The organism is Neochlamydia sp. EPS4, assembly GCF_000813665.1.
Taxonomy (GTDB): Bacteria; Chlamydiota; Chlamydiia; order Chlamydiales; family Parachlamydiaceae; genus Neochlamydia.
In genome coordinates this window covers 14,625-34,921 of the sequence record NZ_JSDQ01000091.1, presented here as the reverse complement: position 1 = coordinate 34,921, position 20,297 = coordinate 14,625, and the positions used below count along the sequence as shown (strand labels likewise).

Genomic DNA, 20,297 nt, shown 5'->3' with positions numbered 1-20,297 from the left:
TATAAATTTATATATTTTTTAAAGCAAACTTATTAAATTGATAATAAAAATATTAACAAAAAGAATTTTTTTATACAAACGCGCTTGAACTTTTGCTAAGATTATTTCCTTTACTTTCTCCTTAAGTCTCATCTATGATAAAAAGGATGACTATGACTTTTTAAGGAATCTAGCTATGTCCCTAAAAATTGCCATTAATGGGTTTGGCCGCATTGGTCGTTTGGTTTTTCGCTTAATTAGTGAAAGAAATGATATGCAAGTGGTAGCCATTAATGATGTTGTTTCTCCCAGCAATTTGGCTTATTTATTAAAATATGATACAGTACATGGTAAATTTAAAGGGGAAATTAAAGAGGAAGGAGAATATCTTCTCTTTAATGGAAAAAAAATACGAGTTATCGCTGAAAAAGATCCTCAAAAGCTTCCTTGGAAAGATCTTCAAGTAGATTATGTGTTAGAATCAACAGGTTTATTTACTTCTTTTGATGAGGCAGGTAAGCATTTAAAATCAGGAGCTAAGAGAGTTTTAATATCAGCGCCTGCGAAAGGGGAGGGAGTTGCTACTATTGTTTTAGGTGTTAATGAGGAAAAATATAATCCAGCAAATGACAAAATTGTGTCGAATGCTTCTTGTACGACTAATTGTTTAGCACCTATTACTAAAGTATTGCTAGAGAGTTTTGGAATTGAAGAAGGTCTAATGACGACTGTGCATGCTATGACAGCTACACAGCCTACAGTTGATGGACCCTCTCATAAAGATTTAAGGGGAGGCAGGGCTGCTAGTCAGAATATTATACCTTCTTCGACTGGAGCTGCAAAAGCTGTAGCTTTATGCCTTCCTCAAGTGAAAGGAAAACTTACGGGTATGGCATTGAGAGTCCCTGTCGTGGATGTCTCTATTGTCGATCTAGCCGTGAGACTGAGCAAACCAACTAGTTATGAATCAATATGCCAAGAGATGCAGAAAGCCTCAGAAGGGCACATGAAAGGTATCTTAGGCTATTGTGATGAACCGGTTGTGTCAAGTGATTTTATTGGAAGCAGATACTCTTCAATATTTGACAAAGATGCAGGCATAGCTCTCAACGATACCTTCTATAAAATTGTGGCTTGGTATGATAATGAGATGGGGTATGCTTGTAGATGTGTTGAGCTTTTAGCCTATATGGCTTCGAAAGAGTAATATTAACATATAGTTAAGTAGTTGCTTCTTAAGTAGACTTCTTTGAAAGTCTAATATATATGCAAATTTAAACAGGATTGAATTAATTGTGGATTTTACTCGAGAACCTATTATTGAAACCGTTATTACGCCTAAGGAAGGGTGCAAAATTGTTGTTCGCAATAGCAAAAATGTGGGACAAGAAGAATACTTCGTAGATGCTTTAGAAGTCGTTTCTTTCGGTACTGCTATTTTTTTTCGCTCCTTAGAAAAGCCAAAATCTTTTCTTGTGCCCGCAAACGACTATGAGATTTTAGAAGTGCGGGAAGCACGCATGGTACTTAAAAATGTGGGCTTGGAGCGTTCTATCAAGATAGGAGGAGGACGTGAGACTAAGGCCGTGAAGGAAATGCCTATAGATAAAATGGATCCAGCGGCTATGGAGGAATCTAACGTTATTGCAGAAGAGCAAGTTGCTGCTAATGACAATCGGGCAGAAAAAAAGCGTGATCGTAGACGGCAGCAAAGGCGCCGCCGAGGCCGAGAGGAGCAAATTAAAGAAGATCTAGGAGGCACTGAAGCTATATCATCATTAGAAGATGTAGGGCAACTAGATGTAGCTTGTTCATTAGAGGGAAAAGTAGCAGGAGAGGGTCAGCCCCTAGCGCAGCCTACAGTTCCTTTCATGAGTGGATTATTGCCTCCTCCTCCGACACTAATTTCAGAGACCATTGGAAGGTACAAAGAAAACATACTTTTTAAAAATGCTTTCTATACGCGAGAAGAGACTAAAGAAGATGATGAAGTTCAAGTTCTTCATAGCATCACGGAGGAATTTGAAGGAGACAGTGAAGAAGTTGAAGAATTTTTTAAAGAAGAGCAAAGTGAGCTGCCTCCTGCTGTAGAGCCTGCTCCAGAAGTTAAGCCCTTGTCTTCTGAGGAACAAAATAGTTCTTTTCATTCTTTTTGGGATGATATTAGCGAGCCTACTTCTTCTCCTCTACCTTCAGTAGAAACGACTGAAATAAAAGAATCTACGGAAGAGCCTACTAATCCAGAAGAACACAAAGAATAAATAATTGCGACATTTGGCTTGCTATTAAAGTCAAATGTCGTTATCTTATCGCTTACCTTTTGCTCGGATGGTGAAATGGTAGACACAAGGGACTTAAAATCCCTCGGGAGCAATCCTGTGTCGGTTCGAGTCCGACTCCGAGCATCCTTTTATTATTAGCTCACCTTACGGTTTCTCACATTAGTTCCTTTTCGTAATCTCGTGTGTTCTGCAGCTGGTAAGTCCATGCTAACATTTCAATATGTCTTTAGTCCCGACTTTGACAGTTGGAAGATTAAAACCACCTTAAGCTCTTGATAATCAATGCACTTCTATTTTAGATGTTGTGCCTAAATATTTGGATTTACAATTATATACTTTTATGGATAATGTTCTACATGTATATACGATTGACCTCCTCTAAAAAATCTAAGCATCCAACTCTTCAAATAGTTGCAGGTATTCGTGAAGGCAAAAAAGTTAAACAAAAGATTATTGCATCCTTGGGAGTAATAAAAAGTCAAAAAGACCTTATAAAACTTCGAAAACTTGCAGATCATCTCATTCAAAAGCTTGAAAAAGAAGGACTTCCACCCGACGATAAGATTGCTGTGCAAGATTTGATTCATCAAAAAACCTACTATGATGGGTACGGGATAGTTATTAACGAATTAATGCAATTATCTGGCTTTTCAAAGGTCATTCATCAAGCTCAAGGAAAAAACATATTTGCTTTAGAAGAAATAGTAAAATTGATTCTTGTTCAGCGTTTTGATTGTCCTAGTAGTAAAATGCGCACCTATGAACGGCAAGAAGAGCATGGATTTCAAGGAATTGACTTGCAGCATATCTATCGAACAATGGATGCAATGGAATCACTGGAGGCGGACATTCAAAAAGAGGCGTTTAGCACCGCATGTAAATTTTCTGAAAAGCTTGTAGATTGTTTCTTTTTTGATGTCACCACCCTTTACTTTGAAAGTGTGGTGCAAGATGAGATTAAAGATTTTGGTTTTAGCAAAGATCAAAAATATCATATGGTTCAGATCGTTCTGGCTTTAGTGGTAGATGTACACGGTTTGCCCATTGCTTATGAAGTGTTTAAAGGAAATCTAGCCGAAACAAAAACACTGATTCCTGTTTTAGAAAAGTTAAGAAACAGCTTTTCGATTAAAAACGTCACGGTTGTATGTGATCGCGGCCTAGCCAGCAGGCAAAATATAGAAGCACTTCAGAATGCAGAATTTCATTTTGTCATTGCCACTAAACTTAAATCGATGTCTAAAAAATTAAAAATTAATGATCTTTCGACTTATTCGCCATTATCCCATCAAGAAGCTATCGTAGAAAACGAAAAAGTTCTTTTCCGTACTATGGAACATCCTCAATATAAAGACACTTTGCTTATTGCTACTTACAGTCCTAGCAGAGCTAGGAAAGATAAAGAAGACCGAGAACGTGTAATTGAAAAACTCAAAAAGAAGCTTTGTAATTCATCGGATGAGACTTCTATTAAAAAAGTGATTAGCAATGGAGCTTATAAGAAGTACACAAATATAAAAAAAGGATCCCTCTTAACAATTGATGAGCCGGCAATAGCAGAAGATGCTAAATGGGATGGTTTTCACGGTATTGCGGTATCAAACAGCTCTCAACTTGGCGTACGAGAGGCTTTGGCTAGGTACAAAGACCTTTGGCAGGTAGAAGAAGCTTTTCGAATCGCCAAATGCACACTTAAAACGCGTCCAATTTTTCACTGGTCACCCCATCGAATAAAAACCCATATATTATTATGTTTTATGAATTTATTTCTTGAAAGGTTTCTAGAAATGCTCTTGAAAAGAAATGGCACGCCATTAACGCCTGATAGAATCAATTATGCTCTGGCTAGTGTGCATACCATGCATTTTGAAGATCGGAATTCAAATAAAAAGAATGTGATACGTTCAGCACTTTCTGAGGACGCCATCTGTATTTTTAAAACATTGGGGATTTCTCTTGATGGTTTAAAATCTTTTCAAACAGCCAACTGTTGTGTCTGAATTTTGAGACTTAATCCACTTAGGCATAACTACTTAAAAAAACAACTGTCAAAGTCGGGTGCTAACATTTCAATATGTCTTTAGTAAGCTGCATTTCATATGCATGGCTTTAGAAAAAACGGAAAGAGTGTTACTTTAAAGTTGTGTGTGCAAACTTGTGCAATATCAAAACTAATATCCAATAGCTAGGAAATTGATTATCTTTTATTAAAGCTAAAGTGCCAGTAATCTATCATCGTCTAATATACATAGAATGGCTCATGGATTAACAGCGCCAAAGAAATTTTTAATCTATGTAGAAAGCCGTACTTAGATGATCGTCATCTATAGTCCCGAAAGATTTGAGAAAAGTATCCCATCAATGCACTTTAGCAAAAACTACCCTTATAGCTCCTCAAAAGAGAACCAACTTTCTATAGCTGTTTTTTAAATTGAGACTAGTTTTTCTCAATCATTTAATTGCGTAGGAAGCCGCCTAAAAGCGTAGTATATAGATCTTAAAATTCTTCAATAAGTAGAAGGATAAAAATTGCCTTTTTGAAAAGCTCTTTGAGATTAGCATACCCTTTTTTAATCCATTGATTGGATGCTCTTCAGAGCTTGTAAAATCAATCAAAGCATGCTTAAAATTTTTAAGAGAATAAAAACTTTGGTAGAGAAATAATAAAGCTACCCTACCAAAGTTAGGCATACAAATTTACCGGCTCACAGCTTTTTTCCTAGCCGCAATCGTAGTTTTCTTCACCACAGCTTTTTTTACAGTAGGTCTTTTTGCAATAGGCTTTTTAACGGCTGCCTTAGGAGCAGGCTTAGCTGCCGTTTTCTTTACAGTTAACGTTTTTTTAGCCACCGCTTGTTTAGCAACTGGCTTTTTTACAGCAGGCTTTTTTTCTGCTGTTTTTTTAGCCGTTGTTTTATTAGCGGCTGGTTTTTTTGTTGCTGCCATCTATGTTCTCCTTATATTTGACAGTTATTTTTTACTTTTTCCTTTTTTAGGAATCTTTGCGCCAGACCTTCTGGCTTCATTTAAAGCAATTGCCACAGCTTGCTTTTGTGGCTTGCCATGATGTACTTCTGTGCGGATATTTTCGCTAATTGTTTTACGACTGGTACCTTTTTTTAAGGGCATAAAAAGCCTCCTCTATTTTTTCTTACTAATAAAAATATATTTATCAAAGTTTTGCGATTATACATAGCAATTTTTTTGTTTTTTTTAAAATCCAACTTAATAAATAGATAAAAAATCTTTTAAGGCTATATATGAACAGCTTTTTTTAAATTAAATTTTTACCTCACATCTGGTTTGTTATTCTTAAATAATTTTTTAATTATTGGAAAACCCTCCAATTGAGTCAAATGATTGTTTGCGTAGGATGGCATTGTGTCCACGAGGGGCTAATTCTAGTAAAATTAATGCTCATTAGGCTTTCTGCTTTTTTGGCAATTGATTTGCTAAATTTATAGCTGATTAACGTCAGCTAGCCGATAGAGCATATTTGATTTTCTAGTTGAACCCATATTGCCATCTTACTTTCTAGCAGTTTTGTAATGATATTAATGTAAAAACAATTTGCTCACATAAATTCTTCTATTTTCATCAGGACTTGATAAAAAAATTAACTTTATCCTTTTATTTGAGCATGCTCTTATCAAATTCATTTTTTCTTTACATGCTCCTATAATAATTAGATGTATTTTCATAGTTTTTAGCAACCGCAAAGTTAAAGAAAACAGAAAGGAAATTGTTAGGAGCTAATGATATAGGTGATGACATAAGGCTTTTTTGGCTAATCAGGAAATTTACCTAGCGTATATTGCCGAGACTAGATCCAATATATTTTAAAAAATATATGTTTTTTTAAAGTGTTAAGAATAAACCTTTTCCTCAAAAGAAATTTTTTGACTGCTTTTTTGAATTCACATAATTTCAGATAGATTTATTTAAAAAAGAAACAGTATTATTTTCTTCTTATATACCTTATGAAAAGCTATATAGAAGTAAGCGGTCACGGAGGTAATCAATTATTTCTTGATAAGTAAAATAATTTGTAGAGCTTATATTTGCTTAATCATATATTCAATAGTATGCAACCATCATACAAACAGCTGTTTAAAGAGAATGCAGAGCTAAAAGCTGCGGTGATTAAACTAAAAAAAATTATCAGCAAGCTTGAAGTGCGCATGGCTCAGTTGGATGTACAAATTAATCAAAATTCCAAGAATAGCTCCGAGCCTCCCTCTACGGATCGAAAAGCCAGCCGTTCATCAACACTTAAGACAGAAAATCGACCTTATCATCCTGGCGCTAACCGCGATTTGTTACCCGCTAGTGCTGTTATCTCTCACGATGCGCGTTGCTTAAAAGTTTGCCCGCAGTATCCCTCTGCTATGCAAATGACCGATAAGGTATTCTCATGGCAACAGATTGAGCTTCATGAAATTAAACCTTTGGTACACCAAATCGATCTAGTGACATGCCGATGGCCGCATTGTCAGGTAGAATCAAGCCCTGAGCTTAAAGAAAATAAGCAATTCTTGCTCGGCCTTAAGAAGGAAAATCTTACTAACCTGCTTATGGGGCAGTATCGTCAAGAGCATCGTGCGGTACGGACACTTATTACTGCCTTATTGCCTAAAATAGTCTTAAGTCAAGGTCTTATCTGCAAAGTTAAAGCTCTCACCGCCACCTTGCTCTCTTCAGCTTATGAAACAATTATTAAAGCAGCCATTACTACACGGCAGCCCTTGTATATAGATGCGACGAGTTGGCGTCATGCAGCCGCTAATGAGCATCTACTGGTATTAAGCGTAGGAGATGTGATTGCGTATGCTTTAAGACCTTATCAAAATAGCTTTACTCTAAAGGCGCTAGTCGGTCAGCAAATCCATTGTCTAATAAGTGATCGAGGTTTAGCTAATCATCAGATTGAGGTAAAGATCAGACAGTATTGCCTAGCTCATCTTATCTGTAACATACAAGGACAAGCCGAACAGTCAAACATATCTTTAGACGATACACAACGCTTAGCAACCGTATGCGATACATTACAAGAGCTTTTTAAAGATAAACATCGGCTAGAAAAAGGACAAATTAGTCCGTCTACTTGGCAACAATATGGGTATCTTAACTGGCGTTACATACAAGAGAAATTGCAAGACCTTCAGTTTAAGGGCAGCACTAAGAAGCAGATTAAATATTTTCGTGCTTACTTAAAAGATCCTGAGATTCCTATGACCAACAATGCGGCTGAAGAATCTTTAAGAAACCTAGTGATTGCGCGTAAGTTGTGTCTAGGTAGACATGCTGTTCATGGTAAAAGATGGAGAGAAGTGCTAAACAACTGGATCGAAACTCTTTATCGGCAAGGAAAATTTATTCTAGATTTTCTGGCAGATGCTATATGCAGCGCGTACCAAGCAACCTAAACCTTTCGTTATCTATAGAATCTTTTATACCTCGTGACCGCTTACAGTTGGCAAGGAAATAAAAATAAACCTAGAAAAAAAGGTGGTAAGTAAATGAGTATAGAAAATCCTGGTATTATTAACTCTTTTATATTTACTGAGTTTAAGGAAATAGAAAGAAGAAAACAGCCTTATCTAAAATTAGGCCCCTATGCAGAGATTAGCTTAGAAATTTTCAAAAAATTGGGGTGCCAAGACTTATGCCGAGCAAGGCTGGTATGTAAAGAATGGAAGCAGCTAATTGAAGGCAGCTTTTTAGCTGGAGAAGCCTATACTTTAGCTTTAAAACTTGCTATTCACCGGCATGATTCTACTAAAAAAGCTCTTTGTATAGAAAAACTAGGGGACATTTATGTGGAAAAAGGCACTTTTGAAACACTTCTGCAAGCCGCAGGGCTTTATAATTATGCTATGCGTCTTTCTCCAGCCGAGGAGCAGGAGATTCTTAAAGAAAAGCTTGCTAAAATTCAAAACTTACTTAGCAAACTGTATGAGGAAAAACATTTAAGCCATGATCTACTAAGAAATCAATTTGAATGTAACCGCCAAAAATTAAAGGATTTCAGAAGTAAAATAGAGAAACAAATTCACACTTTACCAGAAACCCCGTCTACCATGGCAGTTAGAGAGCTTTATGTTGAGGTCGCTCAAGAGATAAAAGCTTTCTTTGAAATTCTTGTAAAGCAGAGTGTTGATACCCTAGGAGCTGAGCCTTGCGAGTATGCCATGATAGGCTTTGGTTCTCTAGCTAGAGAAGAGGTTACCCCTTATTCCGATGTTGAATTCGGCATTCTTATAAAAGAGGATACCTCAATAAATAGAGAGTATTTTAAGCGTCTGACCACTTTGATTCACTTGAAAGTCATTAATCTAGGAGAAACCATTCTTCCTGCTTTGAATATTCCTTGCTTAAAAGCTATAGATTTTTTTGATAATGTCACACCGCGTGGCTTTGCGTTCGATGGGGCGGGTGTAGAAGGAAAAGGCTGTAAAACTCCCTTTGGCAATGGCAAGACATTCGAACTTATTCAAACCCCTGAAAAGATGGCTCAATATGTGGCTAAAGACGAAAAAGGCCAGTGGTGGCATGAAAAAGAGCCTCATCTTCCTATGGAGTTGCTAAACTTCACTCATTTGCTAGGCAATGAGGAGCTAACTGAGCAATACAGACAAAATGTTCAGAACAAGCTTACTATCCTTTATCAAGAAAGCCTTGATCTGCGCCAGTATTTAGCCAAGCAACACCTTGTTCTAGCTGATATGGAAGCCTTTAATCCAGGAATGAGTGATTTAGGCAGGCAGGGTATGCTTTTTCAAGTAAAAAATGATTTTTATCGTTTTCCTCATTTGGCTTTAGACCGGTTAGCCCTTCTCAAAAAAGTCACAGCTTCCGATACCTTTACTAGGATTGATAAGCTAAGTGAGTTAAGGGTTATAACGGAGGGCGCCGCCGAAAAGTTAAAGGATTGGATGGGTATAGCGCTATTTATACGCCTTAAGACCTACTCTCATTATCAAGCGCAACAAGAGATGATGAATCCTCTGATTAAACCCTTTGGTTTCGACGAACCAGAACTCATTAAAAAGCAGTTTGCATTAGACCTTGAAGCCTTAGAAAAAATAAAAAAAATTTATCGCATCTTTATTCCTTTTCATCAAGCCATAAAAGAGTTTTTAGCAGGTGATGAAAAAAAACTTAAATTCTCTAGTTTAGAAGATAACTCACCGGAGACTCAAGGTAATATAGCCTTAAGGCTTTTTCAACATAAAAAAGCAAAAAAGTTTTATCAATTAGCAAGAAAAGCAAATCCAAAAGACCCCTATATTTTAGGTTTTCTTGGAATCATTTATAATGCTCAAGAAAGCTTAGATAAAACCGCTAAGTACGTTAAAGAAGCTCTCGAAATTAGCCTTGAGCGTTTTAATGAAAAACATCCCCTTTTGATAGCACTCTACAGCAACCTTGCAGGGATCTATCGAAAACAAGGCAAGTTAGGGCAGGCGGCAGAGTATTTCAAGAAAGCGCTTGTCATTAACCTTGAGCTTTATGGTGAAAATCACCATACGGTAGCAATAATTTACAGTAACTTGGGAATGCTTTACAACGAACAAGGCAAGTTAGGGCAGGCGGCTGAGTATGTCAAGAAAGCGCTTGCCATTAACCTTAAGTTTTTTGGTAAAAGTCATCCTTATGTGGCAACAACTTATAATAACCTGGGACAAATCTATCAACAACAAAACAATTTAGGACAGGCGGCTGAGTATACACAAAAAGCTCTCGTCATTAACATTAGGCTTTTTAGTGAAAATCATCCTCAAGTGGCAACAGCTTATAACAACCTGGGACACATCTACCATAAGCAGGATAATTTAAAAAAGGCGGTTGAGTATGCCAAGAAAGCTCTCGCTATTTTCCTTAAGGTTTATGATGAAAATCATTCGCATGTGATAACAGTTTACAATCACCTGGCAGCAGCTTATAACAACTTGGGGCATATCTACAAGGAACAAGGTAAATTAGAAAAGGCGACTGAGCATGTCAAGAATGCTCTCGCTATTTTCCTTAAGGTTTATGGTGAAAATCACCCTACGATGGCAATGTGTTACAATAACTTAGGAAAAATCTACCAAGAGCAAGGCAATTTATGGCAGGCGGCTGAGTATGTCAAGAAAGCTCTCGCTATTTTCCTTAAGGTTTATGGTGAAAATCGCTATACGGTGGCAATGTGTTACAGTAACTTAGGACAAGTCTACCAGGAGCAACGCAATTTAGACAAAGCAGCAGATTATATTAACAAAGCGCTTGGAATTGAACTCAAGTTTTGTGTAAATATCTTTCAGGAGGCATGGCTTATCAATAAGCAACGAAAATTCTTTTAAATCCCGGTAATCCCTAATAAGTTATAAGTAATAAATTAAATGTTAAATACAGTATATGATTTATAGTTTTAAATTGTTTGATATTTTATTAATGAAAAGTTATTATAAATATCTTCTTTATAGAAATAACTTTTTTGTATGTTTTTTTATTGAAAATAATTTTTTAATCTAAAGGGTTTTAATAATATGTCAATTTCTTCTTCTAGATCAGCTTCGCCGTTAAGTAAAGGCCTTTATCCTAAAATAGGAGGTTCTTTATCTGCAAGGGCAGTAAATAAGCCTATTTCCTCTGCTCTTTTTCATTCTACATCCATTCCTGTGGCTTTACAAAGCCTTCGGATAAGCCATCCATCCAGCTATAGTAAAATGTCCAAATATGCCATTTCAAGAGGCCATTCTAACCAGAAGACTTGTTTTCCGTGGCCTAAAAGCAAACGCTTTTACAGTAAAAAGTTAAATGTTAAGCCGCAGCAAAGTTCTTCTAAAGTATTTAGAGAATTAAAGAAGTTGCATGTGGAAGTAAAAGGTAAAAGTGAAAAAAATGGGCCCGGCGAAACCTTTCAGACGTTTGTGAGCAAGAAATATCAAGGTTTTAAAAATATGACCCCTTTTGAAATAATTAGAAAGGGTGTGTGGATACCAGCCAGTGGTCTAGCCTATCATTTACTTCGCTCACATTTCACTGATCAGGCAAAAAAATCATTAAAAGTAGAAATTAATCATATTAGCGTGCCAGAGGAAATCTTATCTCATAAAGAAGTGTGGGTGCAGACAAAAAATATTGATAAGTTAGACCAAAGTTTTGGCTCCTCACAAGCTACCCCTCAAAAACTGGCGATTACAGGAATAGGTGGCTCAGGAAAAACCGTTTTAGCTAAGCAATATATAGAGCATTATGAACAGAAAATGAAAGCTCAAGAGGATAAGATAAGTACTCCATTCTTCGGAAATATAAAAGATATTGAAAGCTTTTTTGAATCTTATAGGGGATTTGCCGCAGAGCTAGGCGTCCATGTACCACTGCATGCTCCACAAGAGACGATTATTGCAGAAGTCAATAAAAAGCTTGCCCAAAGGCCTGATTGGCTTTTTGTTATTGACAACGTGGATCCTAAGAATTATGAAGAGCTGCAAGCTTTTCTCCCCCAAAATTCTAAAGGCAAGATTTTAATGATTAGCCGAGAGAAGCTAAATAAGGTAAAAACTTTTGATATGCAGGTAAATCAGATTAGCGAAGAAGAAGCGCTAGAGATTTTCCAGCTTAATCTAGGAGATGATCATTGGGCTCTTAAGCAAGCCAGCAACTCAAAACGCGATCTTGCGTCACAGCTTTTATATTTACCTTTAGCTTTGAAGCAAGCGGCACTGTATTTAAAAGCGGCTAAACCAGCGGAGTCGTTCGATTCTATAGTAACCGCTTATAGTGACAAGCTAAAAAGCTTAATGGGAATATCTAAGGAAGCTTCTATGCATGCAGTTGATGCTAGCCACATGTTAAAAGCTGTACTCTCTTTAAGCATAGAAGCATGTGAAAAACAAAGAAGAGAATCGAAAGTTCTCTTTAATATCATTCCTTTCTTAAACCCTCATTTGATTGAAGAATCTCTTTTGAAGCTTTGGTGCAAAAGCCAAGTAGAGAATTCTAAGTCACTGACCTCTCTATTGGATATACTGGAAGGCTATGGGTTGATTGCTAGAAAGGGGGCTGAAGGGTGGGAAGTTCATTCTTCCTTGCAAGAGTTACTTCTTGAGAAAATGAATAAAGAAAAAAAGACTGAACAGGTTTTAAAAAAGTTTCTTGGGATGCTTAAGGATACTTATAGCCTGAATGTGGGTTCTAAAGATAGCTACAACCAAACGAAAGCTATTGAAAACCAATGGAGATTTCTTTCAAAATCTGCAACAGACCATCAAGTAACCGATGAATTAAAACATTACTTTGTGCATGTTTGCAATGTACTTGGTAATTACCATTTGCAATCTAATAATTTTTTTGAAGCTCGCCAGGCCTTTGAGAAAAGCTTAGAGCTTGCAGGGCTGCAGCTTAAAGACCAAGAAGCTGAAGAAATCTGCAAAATTTTAAAAGACCATCCAGAGCTTCCCGCGCTTTATTCTCAAACGCTTCATTATCTAGGTATTATTCATTTTCATGCACGAGAATGGGAGCAAGCTGAAAGGTATTTTAATAAAGCCATTGACATTCAAAAAGAAGTGGCGAAAAACGCTGATGTCTATATAAACCCAAATCCTGTAGACCTTTTAATTTTCCAAAGGCAAGGGCCAGGCTGGCTTCTTTTAGAAGGGAATAAAGACGATTTGTTAAAAGCAGAAAAGCTTTATTTAGATTTATTTCAAGAAAAAAGATTTGCACCGCTAGGAAAAGAGCAAGACATAACTAACGAAAGGTATTGCAATCTTCAATTAGGTAGAGTTTATCTTAAACTAGCACAGGCAGCTTCTAAAGAAGATGAAGCCGTAATGTATTATCAAAAAGCTTTAGAAAGGCTTGAAAAAGGTGGGCTTGAACAGGGCACATCTTTTCAAGGAGCCATTCGAATGAGGGAATCAGGGCACAGAAAGGCGGGAGAAATTTATCTGGTATTAGGGGAGCTTTTCTTAGATAAAAATTGTCCTTTTAAAGATTTGGAAAAAGCAAAAAACTGTTTTAAAAAAGCCGTAGAGCTGTCTGAGGCCGATTTAAGAATTTGTGCTAAATCTAACTACTATCTTACTAAGCTTTATTGGGAAAAAGGCCGTTTGGATAAAGCTTTTAAAGCTAACACACGTTCTATTCAATTATATAACCAAGTAGGAGGCAAAGGGCTAACCAAGCTCTCAATCCCTGCCCTTAGCGAAGCAGAAATGATAAAAGAAACTTTGATAGCCGATATTAAAGGAGCTTTTAGAAACGATGCTACCTTAATTGGTTAAGAACGATTGCCTCCTCTAATGAAAATAAACTGTTTAATGATTTTTACAAAGGTAAGAGAGGAACGGGCTTCAAGCTGCCATCCTCCGTCAAGTAGCCTAGCCATTTGTATATCATATGGCTAAACCTTAGTGGTTTATCGGAAAGAAGGCATCGCGCGGTGATGGTATCATAAAAAAGTACCATCACCCTTCTGATTGCAAGAGCAGCAAGGGACATAAGCTAAGGCTTGTAAAGTGGTGGAATATATGGGGGTGTCTTTAAAAAATAATTAAAGCATCCTTTGATGCATCCTTAATCAATAACTTAAATTTTAAACTATCTAATAAATAGAGGTTTTTCTACTTGTATCTTGTATGTTGGATAGGTAAAAAAGGCGCTTTGAATCCTTTTGAAAAAAGTTAAAAGGTAAGAGAAAAAAAAATAATCTCTAAGTCCATAAACTTAAAAATAGTGAGTGAATAGTAAAAGCGAGAAATTACGTTAAGGAAAACGAACTTACAAGCTTGAGCTTTCATTTTGAAAAGGTTAGGAGAAATTTTGGCTTAAATTTTTACTCCTTCCTATCTTGAAAAAAAATTTAAGCAAGCAATGAAAAGTCATTTTTTATAAGTTTATTTTATGCTACTTTCTATATATATAATTTTTTATCTTTTAATTTTCTAATCGCTTGCAGGACTGTATGTTATCTACGGTTATTGTAGAAGACTTTCTTTTTGCTCAGCATCTCACAGGGCCTAGTCACCCTGAATCTCCTCTCAGGTTTAAAGTAAGTAGACAAGCTTTACAAAATCAAGGGCTATTAAAAAGAGGTGGTATTCTGCGGCCTCGTTCAGCACAAGAAAGTGAACTTTTGCTGTGCCATACCCCTGGCTATCTACAGGAAGTGCAAGATAATGTTCAGCAATGTATCTATAGCGGCCTTAAAGATGGCTCTTTTCAACTATCTACAGGAGATGTGCAAATGTGTCCCGCATCTGAAAAGATTGCACGCTATGCGGTGGGCGCTGTATTAAATGCTGTAGATAGCGTTATGCTTGCCCAGGCACGTAATGCTTTTTGCCTTGTACGCCCGCCAGGACATCATGCCTGTATGGATAAGGGCATGGGCTTTTGCCTATATAACAATGTTGCCATCGGCGCGCGATATGCTTGCCAGAGATACGGGTTGAGAAAAGTTTTAATTATAGATTGGGACGTTCATCATGGCAACGGTATACAAGATATTTTCTATGAAGATCCTGCAGTTTTTTACTTTAGCACTCACAATAAAAGAATCTATCCAGGTACAGGCTCAAGCCAGGAAAAAGGAAGAGGGGCAGGCAAAGGATTTAATCTTAACTTTCCTATCGAGCCTTACGAGAATCCTAGGCAAAAAATTAAAGAAGCTTTTAGTTGCCAGCTTATGGAAAGCATGGAAAGCTTTCAACCAGAGTTTATTTTTATTGCGGCAGGTTTTGATGCCCATGCACAGGATCCTCTAGGAGGCTTTAATTTGACTACTCATGATTTTGTAGATTTGACGCGAAGTGTTAAAGGTTTGGCAGAAAAGTATTGTAAAGGCCGCGTAGTATCAGTATTGGAAGGTGGCTATAACTTAGAAGTTTTAAAAGAAATCATTCCAGCGCATGTTCAAGGTTTACTGTCCCCTTAAAAGCTAGCTTTGCAGGCCCTATCATACGCACCTTGGTAAAGCAACCCTTATTATATTCAAAATCAATTCTAAGAAAATCTTCCGATCGGACTTTCACAGTTAAGGGACCTTTTAATTCATAAAGCTTGGCAGCTGCTAATGCTGCTGCGGTAGCTCCCGTTCCACAGGCAAGTGTTTCTTGCTCCACCCCGCGTTCATAGGTTCTAACATGAAGAATGCCCTGGTCATCTATTTGTACAAAGTTTACATTAGCTCCGCGGGGAGCAAAGAGAGGATGAAAGCGTAGGGTGCGCCCACATTCATTAAGATCTAAGAGATCGAGTTTCTCCGTAAAGATTACAGCGTGAGGCACGCCCGTATCCAAATAATGAATTGTCCAAGGAAAAAGATTAAGAGACCATCGTATTTCAGAAGGGCTTCCCATTTGTACCGCTACATCCTCATCCTCAGAACTAACCTTCAAAGTACTAAATAAAGTTTCAATGTTTAGCCACTTCTCTTGAATGCCACACTCTTGGATAAACTTGAATAGGCAGCGGATACCATTTCCGCACATTTCGGCTTCACTACCATCGGCATTGAAAATGCGCATTTTGTAATGAGCCTTTTGCGATGCTTCTAAAAGAATAACCCCATCTGCCCCAATCCCTTTTTGCCGAGCGCACAATTTTTGGATAAGGGTAGGGGTTAAAGGAGGAAGTTTAGAAGTTTGATTATCAAACAGGATGAAATCATTTCCACATCCTGAATATTTTGAAAAATTAAATAGCATGAATAAATTTAATAAAAAATTAAAAGAAAATCACCGATTAGGAGAAAAAATGAAATTAAAAAAGTAATCGTTCTTAATGCTTATCAGCAATTTTCTTTTATTTTTACATCTCTAGATCGTCTATAGAATGAACAATGCCATCTAGCAAGCCAAATTCTAGGGCTTCTTGGGGGCTTAACCAGTTATCGCGATCCATCGCTTTTTGAATGGTTTCATAGTCTTTACCGGTCTGATGCATGTAAAGTCTTATCAGAGCTTCATGTGTCTTAAGCATTTCTTTTGCCTGAATCTCTAAATCAGTCGCTTGGCCTTTAATCACGCCTCCAATCAGAGGCTGGTGAATCATAATCCTTGACTGAGGAGTAGCAAAGCGTCGTTTCGGAGCTGCTGAAAGGCTTAATACTGAGCCCATAGAGGCTGCTAAGCCGCACACTAAAGTCGTAACAGGAGATTTCATCAGTTGAATTTGATCCCAAATAGCAAATCCTGAGTCGACAGAACCACCGGGGCTATTGATTACAAATAAAATAGGTTTTCCCGGAGCGGTGAGTTCCAAATACCAAAGCTTACGAATAATGCTTTCGGCTGAATTGCTGTCAACCGCATCACTTAGAAAAATGCGGCGGGATTCGAGGATTATGCTATCTATACGATCTTCGAGCCTAGTAAAGGATGTATTGCTATAGTTATCTTTTTCTTTATCTGCTTTAGCCATGGATGTCTTCTCCGAAGATTAAATTAAGCCTCATTATCCTTATTTTAGTTTGCAAAATCAAGCATCATTTACAATGATTTCAGGATAAAGAGGATAGCGCTTTAAAAGTTCTGCTACACGGCTTCTGGATTTTTCTAAAATTACAGGCTCTACAATTGCTTGTGCTTTACTAGGTTGCCCGGTTTTATTATTAACAATGGGGGTAGTATGAGTAAGGATATCAGCAGAGATATCTGCGATTTCAGCCATTTCCTCAACACCTAATCCTAACGTTGTGACTGCTGCTGCTCCCATGCGGACTCCAGAAGTGTACCAGGGTCCATTTTTGTCAAAAGGTATGGCATTACGATTGACAGTCAACATAGCTTGACGTAATGCCGTCTCAGCATGTCTGCCCGTCAACCCATACTGAGTTAAGTCCAAAATTAGCAAATGATTTTCTGTTCCTCCTGTCACTAACCGAATTCCTCTTTTGCGAAATTGAGCGGCAAGGGCTTGCATGTTATCCACAATTTTTTGTGCATAGTCGCAGAATGCCTTGCTATTAGCCTCTTTAAAAGCAATAGCCTTTGCAGCTATCACATGAGGTAAAGGACCTCCAAGAACAAGGGGGCATCCTTTATTGACAATGTCGATATATTCTTTAGTACAGAGGATAATGCCGCCACGTGGTCCCCTCAGGGTCTTGTGGGTGGTAGAAGTGACTATATGGGCATAAGGAATAGGATTAAACTCACCGGTAAATACTTTCCCAGCCACTAATCCGGCAAAATGAGCCATATCCACCATTAACACGGCCCCCACGCTATCTGCAATTTCACGCATTTTAGCAAAGTTAAGTTTGCGAGGATAAGCTGAATAACCTGCTAAAAGAATAGTAGGTTTCTCTTGTTTAGCCATGTTTGCAAGCTGTGAGTAATCTAAAAGTTCAGTAGAGGGATCTACATCATAAAGCACAGCTTTCATCATTTTACTGGATATGTTATGCCGGTAGCCATGCGTTAAATGCCCACCAGAGTTTAAAGACATTCCCATGACTTTTTGATTAAGCATCAGTTGACGAATATTTTCATATTCGTCGGGAGTTAACTCGTCAAGATTTTTTTTACCTAGCTTTTCAATGGCAGGATTTTGCACGCGTTGCACAAGAATAGACCAAAAAGCAACTAAATTAGCATCTGCTCCAGAGTGAGGTTGGACATAAGCCTCTTCACAACCAAAAATGGACTTAAGTTCTTTGGTGGCTATATCCTCAACCGTATCGACGTTTTCGCAGCCTGCATAAAAACGGTGATGGGCAAATCCTTCGGCATACTTATCTGTCAGAAGGTTTCCCATAGCTAGTTGAACAGCTAGGGAAGAAAAATTTTCTGAAGCAATAAGTTTAAGATATGAGCGTTGATCCTTAAGTTCTTGCAAGATGCTCGCACTGATTTGAGGAGCCGTGTTTTCAATATAGTCTAAAGCTGCTAAGTAGGCGATAGTAGCTTTATTACGTTCTTTATTTGCGCTTTTTGCAAAATAATTGTCTAGTAGTGTCATAAGCAAACTCCTCATTAAGGATCATAAGACGAACCAATTTATCTTAAATATGCAAATTTGTAAATGAGATTACTTTTAAGGCTAAGAAATAAGAAAGAAGAGTTTTTGTCGATCGAAGAATATAGCTAAGCTGTAGTGAATAAATTAAAAAAAGTATAATTTATGAATAGATAAATGGCTAAGGATAAGAGTGTGAATAGCGAATTGAGTTTTTTTATCTAAGAAGCTGAAAGTTAAGAAGAAATGAGAAAGGAAAAACAATTGAGAAACCTTTAAAAAATCATCCACTTAAGTCATTCTAAGCTAATTGAGAGAGGGGGGTAAAAAATAATTTAGATTAATTAAGTAAAGCTTTTTGCTTTTTTATAAAAATTCTTTTAACTTCTACATTTTTTCTAGGCAGCGTTTTTTACAAGGCAGGTTCATTTGGAAATAAACTTTTTCAGACTTTTTTCTTGAGAATTATCCTTGAACGAACTATACTTTATAGCAAAATAGCAAAGACCTGATTAAGGCCACCTTTACAACGCGTAGGAAAAAGCATGCAAGAAGCTCTTAATACAATTTTAGAAATACAAGAATTTGATATGCAGCTTATTCAATTAATGAAGCTCAAAAAAGAGCGTCAAGATGAATTGCATAATATTAATTCTGTTAAATCGGACTTGCAACACCAATCTCTTGTAAAAGAATCGGAAATAGCAGAATTAAAAAAGCATATACGTCTTGTGGAAGGTGAGCATCATGACATTGTCGCTAAACTGAAAAAACTTGAAGCGCAACAGAATCATGTAAAAAAGGTAGAAGAGTTTAATGCTTTAAGCCAAGAGATGTCGGCAGTAGATCGAGAACGTATTGCTAAAGAATTGCGATTAAGTGACCTTTATGACAAGTTAGCTATAGAAGAAGATCATCTGAAAAATCTTACTCAAAGTCTTGAATCAACTAGCGAAAGTAGTAAAGCTCTTGAAGCTGAAATTATGGAAAGTATTCGTGAAATTAATGCTGAGGGAAGACAACTCAAGCAAAAACGTGATGAGCTTGTTCTTAAGGCTGATCCTGAAACGTTTCGCATCTACGAAAGGTTACTGCGCAATAAAAAAGACCGCGTGGTTGTTCCTATTGAAAACCGTTGCTGTAGTGGATGCCACATTATGCTAACAGCTCAAGATGAAAACTTAGTACGAAAAGGTGAGCGTTTAGTCTTCTGTGAACATTGCGCACGTATTCATTATTGGCAAGAAAGCGAAGCACTTGAAGGTACAAGTGTGGCTACAAAGACGCGCCGTCGCCGTTCTACAAAAATAAAAAGCTAAATTTAACCTACGTATTTACTTAGCATTAAAGCCTTAATTTTTTAAGTAAACCTTGCTGTTAAGCGTTTAAGATTTACTTGTCCTTTAGGAAATATCTACCTAAATCACTTCAAGTGGATAAAAGCATGTCTGGGAAGAGAGGCAATCGCTCTTATTTTTTAAGTAAGGGAGGAAAGTCTGGACTTCATAGGAGAGGATACCAGCGAAAAGCTGGGGGCCGTAAGGCTACGGAAAGTGTAACAGAAAATATACCGCTGTTTAACTTTTGTTAAATAGACAGGGTGAAATGCTAACTTTAAGAGGAAGCTCTACTTGAGGAGACTCAAGAGATGACAAACCCTATCCGAAGCAAGACCGAATTAAAGCTATATAGTTCTCCGCTATGCTTTATAAGGGTCGCTTGAGCATGTTAGTGATAATGTGCCTAGATGAATGATTGCCCAACGGTCGTAAGACCGTGAGACAGAATCCGGCTTAAAATCTTCCCAGACTTTTATTTTTCCTTCTTTATTTTCAACCATTTTAAAGAAACTGTGTCTGCATAACCGAAAAAGAAATTAACCTTTTTCTAAGCTAAATCTTTCCTTCAAAACAAGCTTTTTTATTAGGTATATGATTACATAAAGAATTGCTTAAAAAGCGTATTAGAGTTTCTTTAGCTGCCTTTCCTACCTAAAAGCATAGTTATTGCGTGTTTGTATAAAGAGCTGCTTAAAAGCATATTTTTAATATTTTTTAGTCAATTGGTGGGGTAACTTCTTGC

The 20,297-nt window shown here is 37.2% G+C and carries 13 protein-coding genes, 1 tRNA gene and 1 other RNA gene; 10 read left to right on the top strand and 5 right to left on the bottom strand.

Going from position 1 to position 20,297, the window contains the following annotated elements; translation table 11 throughout:
• Window positions 1-175: 175 nt before the first annotated feature.
• From gap to DB42_RS08845, 4 genes are all read left to right on the top strand, one after another.
• Entirely contained in the window at window positions 176-1,186 is a 1,011-nt protein-coding gene (gene gap, locus DB42_RS08860) for a type I glyceraldehyde-3-phosphate dehydrogenase (RefSeq protein WP_044882663.1), read from the top strand.
• Window positions 1,187-1,274: 88 nt separating this feature from the next.
• The gene (locus DB42_RS08855; RefSeq protein ID WP_052436104.1) at window positions 1,275-2,240 is read left to right on the top strand and encodes a hypothetical protein; all 966 of its coding nucleotides are present in this window, start codon (window positions 1,275-1,277) and stop codon (window positions 2,238-2,240) included.
• A 61-nt stretch (window positions 2,241-2,301) separates the two neighbouring features.
• Window positions 2,302-2,384, top strand: a tRNA-Leu gene (locus tag DB42_RS08850).
• Window positions 2,385-2,617: 233 nt separating this feature from the next.
• Window positions 2,618-4,261 (top strand): IS1634 family transposase, encoded by a 1,644-nt coding sequence (locus DB42_RS08845; protein ID WP_044882662.1) that lies wholly within the window; start codon window positions 2,618-2,620, stop codon window positions 4,259-4,261.
• A 697-nt stretch (window positions 4,262-4,958) separates the two neighbouring features.
• Here the strand turns inward: DB42_RS08845 and DB42_RS08835 are convergent.
• Both DB42_RS08835 and DB42_RS11475 read right to left on the bottom strand, forming a co-directional pair.
• Window positions 4,959-5,207: a hypothetical protein gene (locus DB42_RS08835; protein WP_044882660.1), complete on the bottom strand. Its 249-nt coding sequence runs from the start codon at window positions 5,205-5,207 to the stop codon at window positions 4,959-4,961.
• 24 nt (window positions 5,208-5,231) lie between these two features.
• Entirely contained in the window at window positions 5,232-5,390 is a 159-nt protein-coding gene (locus DB42_RS11475; protein ID WP_164480476.1) for a DUF6496 domain-containing protein, read from the bottom strand.
• A gap of 956 nt (window positions 5,391-6,346) precedes the next feature.
• Between DB42_RS11475 and DB42_RS08830 the strand changes: the two genes are divergently transcribed.
• From DB42_RS08830 to DB42_RS08815, 4 genes are all read left to right on the top strand, one after another.
• Window positions 6,347-7,687, top strand: a complete 1,341-nt coding sequence (locus DB42_RS08830) for a transposase (protein WP_044882659.1) — start codon at window positions 6,347-6,349, stop codon at window positions 7,685-7,687.
• Between the two features lie 93 nt (window positions 7,688-7,780).
• The gene (locus tag DB42_RS08825; protein WP_044882658.1) at window positions 7,781-10,606 is read left to right on the top strand and encodes a tetratricopeptide repeat protein; all 2,826 of its coding nucleotides are present in this window, start codon (window positions 7,781-7,783) and stop codon (window positions 10,604-10,606) included.
• Between the two features lie 186 nt (window positions 10,607-10,792).
• The gene (locus DB42_RS08820; protein ID WP_044882657.1) at window positions 10,793-13,537 is read left to right on the top strand and encodes an NB-ARC domain-containing protein; all 2,745 of its coding nucleotides are present in this window, start codon (window positions 10,793-10,795) and stop codon (window positions 13,535-13,537) included.
• A 680-nt stretch (window positions 13,538-14,217) separates the two neighbouring features.
• On the top strand, window positions 14,218-15,189 hold the full coding sequence (locus tag DB42_RS08815; RefSeq protein ID WP_044882656.1) for a histone deacetylase: 972 nt from the start codon (window positions 14,218-14,220) through the stop codon (window positions 15,187-15,189).
• On the opposite strand, the gene dapF is transcribed toward DB42_RS08815, so the two are convergent.
• The 3 genes from dapF to DB42_RS08800 all read right to left on the bottom strand — a co-directional run bounded on the left by dapF (window position 15,152) and on the right by DB42_RS08800 (window position 18,218).
• Window positions 15,152-15,961: a diaminopimelate epimerase gene (gene dapF / locus DB42_RS08810; RefSeq protein WP_044882655.1), complete on the bottom strand. Its 810-nt coding sequence runs from the start codon at window positions 15,959-15,961 to the stop codon at window positions 15,152-15,154. The genes DB42_RS08815 and dapF overlap by 38 nt on opposite strands.
• A 103-nt stretch (window positions 15,962-16,064) precedes the next feature.
• Entirely contained in the window at window positions 16,065-16,676 is a 612-nt protein-coding gene (locus DB42_RS08805) for an ATP-dependent Clp protease proteolytic subunit (protein ID WP_044882654.1), read from the bottom strand.
• 57 nt (window positions 16,677-16,733) lie between these two features.
• Window positions 16,734-18,218, bottom strand: a complete 1,485-nt coding sequence (locus DB42_RS08800) for a glycine hydroxymethyltransferase (RefSeq protein ID WP_044882653.1) — start codon at window positions 18,216-18,218, stop codon at window positions 16,734-16,736.
• Window positions 18,219-18,760: 542 nt separating this feature from the next.
• On the opposite strand from DB42_RS08800, the gene cdsZ reads away from it, so the two are divergent.
• Together cdsZ and rnpB are read left to right on the top strand one after the other, a co-directional pair.
• Window positions 18,761-19,534 (top strand): zinc ribbon domain regulatory protein CdsZ, encoded by a 774-nt coding sequence (gene cdsZ, locus DB42_RS08795; RefSeq protein WP_044882652.1) that lies wholly within the window; start codon window positions 18,761-18,763, stop codon window positions 19,532-19,534.
• A gap of 129 nt (window positions 19,535-19,663) precedes the next feature.
• An RNA gene (gene rnpB / locus DB42_RS10650) (RNase P RNA component class A) lies at window positions 19,664-20,027 on the top strand.
• Window positions 20,028-20,297 lie beyond the last annotated feature (270 nt).

What these genes read in the sequence shown, in the direction of transcription:
- gap (WP_044882663.1), top strand. Translation starts at nt 176, where the DNA reads ATGTCCCTAAAAATTGCCATTAATGGGTTTGGCCGCATTGGTCGTTTG.
- DB42_RS08845 (WP_044882662.1), top strand. Translation starts at nt 2,618, where the DNA reads ATGTATATACGATTGACCTCCTCTAAAAAATCTAAGCATCCAACTCTT.
- DB42_RS08835 (WP_044882660.1), bottom strand. Translation starts at nt 5,207, where the DNA reads ATGGCAGCAACAAAAAAACCAGCCGCTAATAAAACAACGGCTAAAAAA.
- DB42_RS11475 (WP_164480476.1), bottom strand. Translation starts at nt 5,390, where the DNA reads ATGCCCTTAAAAAAAGGTACCAGTCGTAAAACAATTAGCGAAAATATC.
- DB42_RS08830 (WP_044882659.1), top strand. Translation starts at nt 6,347, where the DNA reads ATGCAACCATCATACAAACAGCTGTTTAAAGAGAATGCAGAGCTAAAA.
- DB42_RS08825 (WP_044882658.1), top strand. Translation starts at nt 7,781, where the DNA reads ATGAGTATAGAAAATCCTGGTATTATTAACTCTTTTATATTTACTGAG.
- DB42_RS08820 (WP_044882657.1), top strand. Translation starts at nt 10,793, where the DNA reads ATGTCAATTTCTTCTTCTAGATCAGCTTCGCCGTTAAGTAAAGGCCTT.
- DB42_RS08815 (WP_044882656.1), top strand. Translation starts at nt 14,218, where the DNA reads ATGTTATCTACGGTTATTGTAGAAGACTTTCTTTTTGCTCAGCATCTC.
- dapF (WP_044882655.1), bottom strand. Translation starts at nt 15,961, where the DNA reads ATGCTATTTAATTTTTCAAAATATTCAGGATGTGGAAATGATTTCATC.
- DB42_RS08805 (WP_044882654.1), bottom strand. Translation starts at nt 16,676, where the DNA reads ATGGCTAAAGCAGATAAAGAAAAAGATAACTATAGCAATACATCCTTT.
- DB42_RS08800 (WP_044882653.1), bottom strand. Translation starts at nt 18,218, where the DNA reads ATGACACTACTAGACAATTATTTTGCAAAAAGCGCAAATAAAGAACGT.
- cdsZ (WP_044882652.1), top strand. Translation starts at nt 18,761, where the DNA reads ATGCAAGAAGCTCTTAATACAATTTTAGAAATACAAGAATTTGATATG.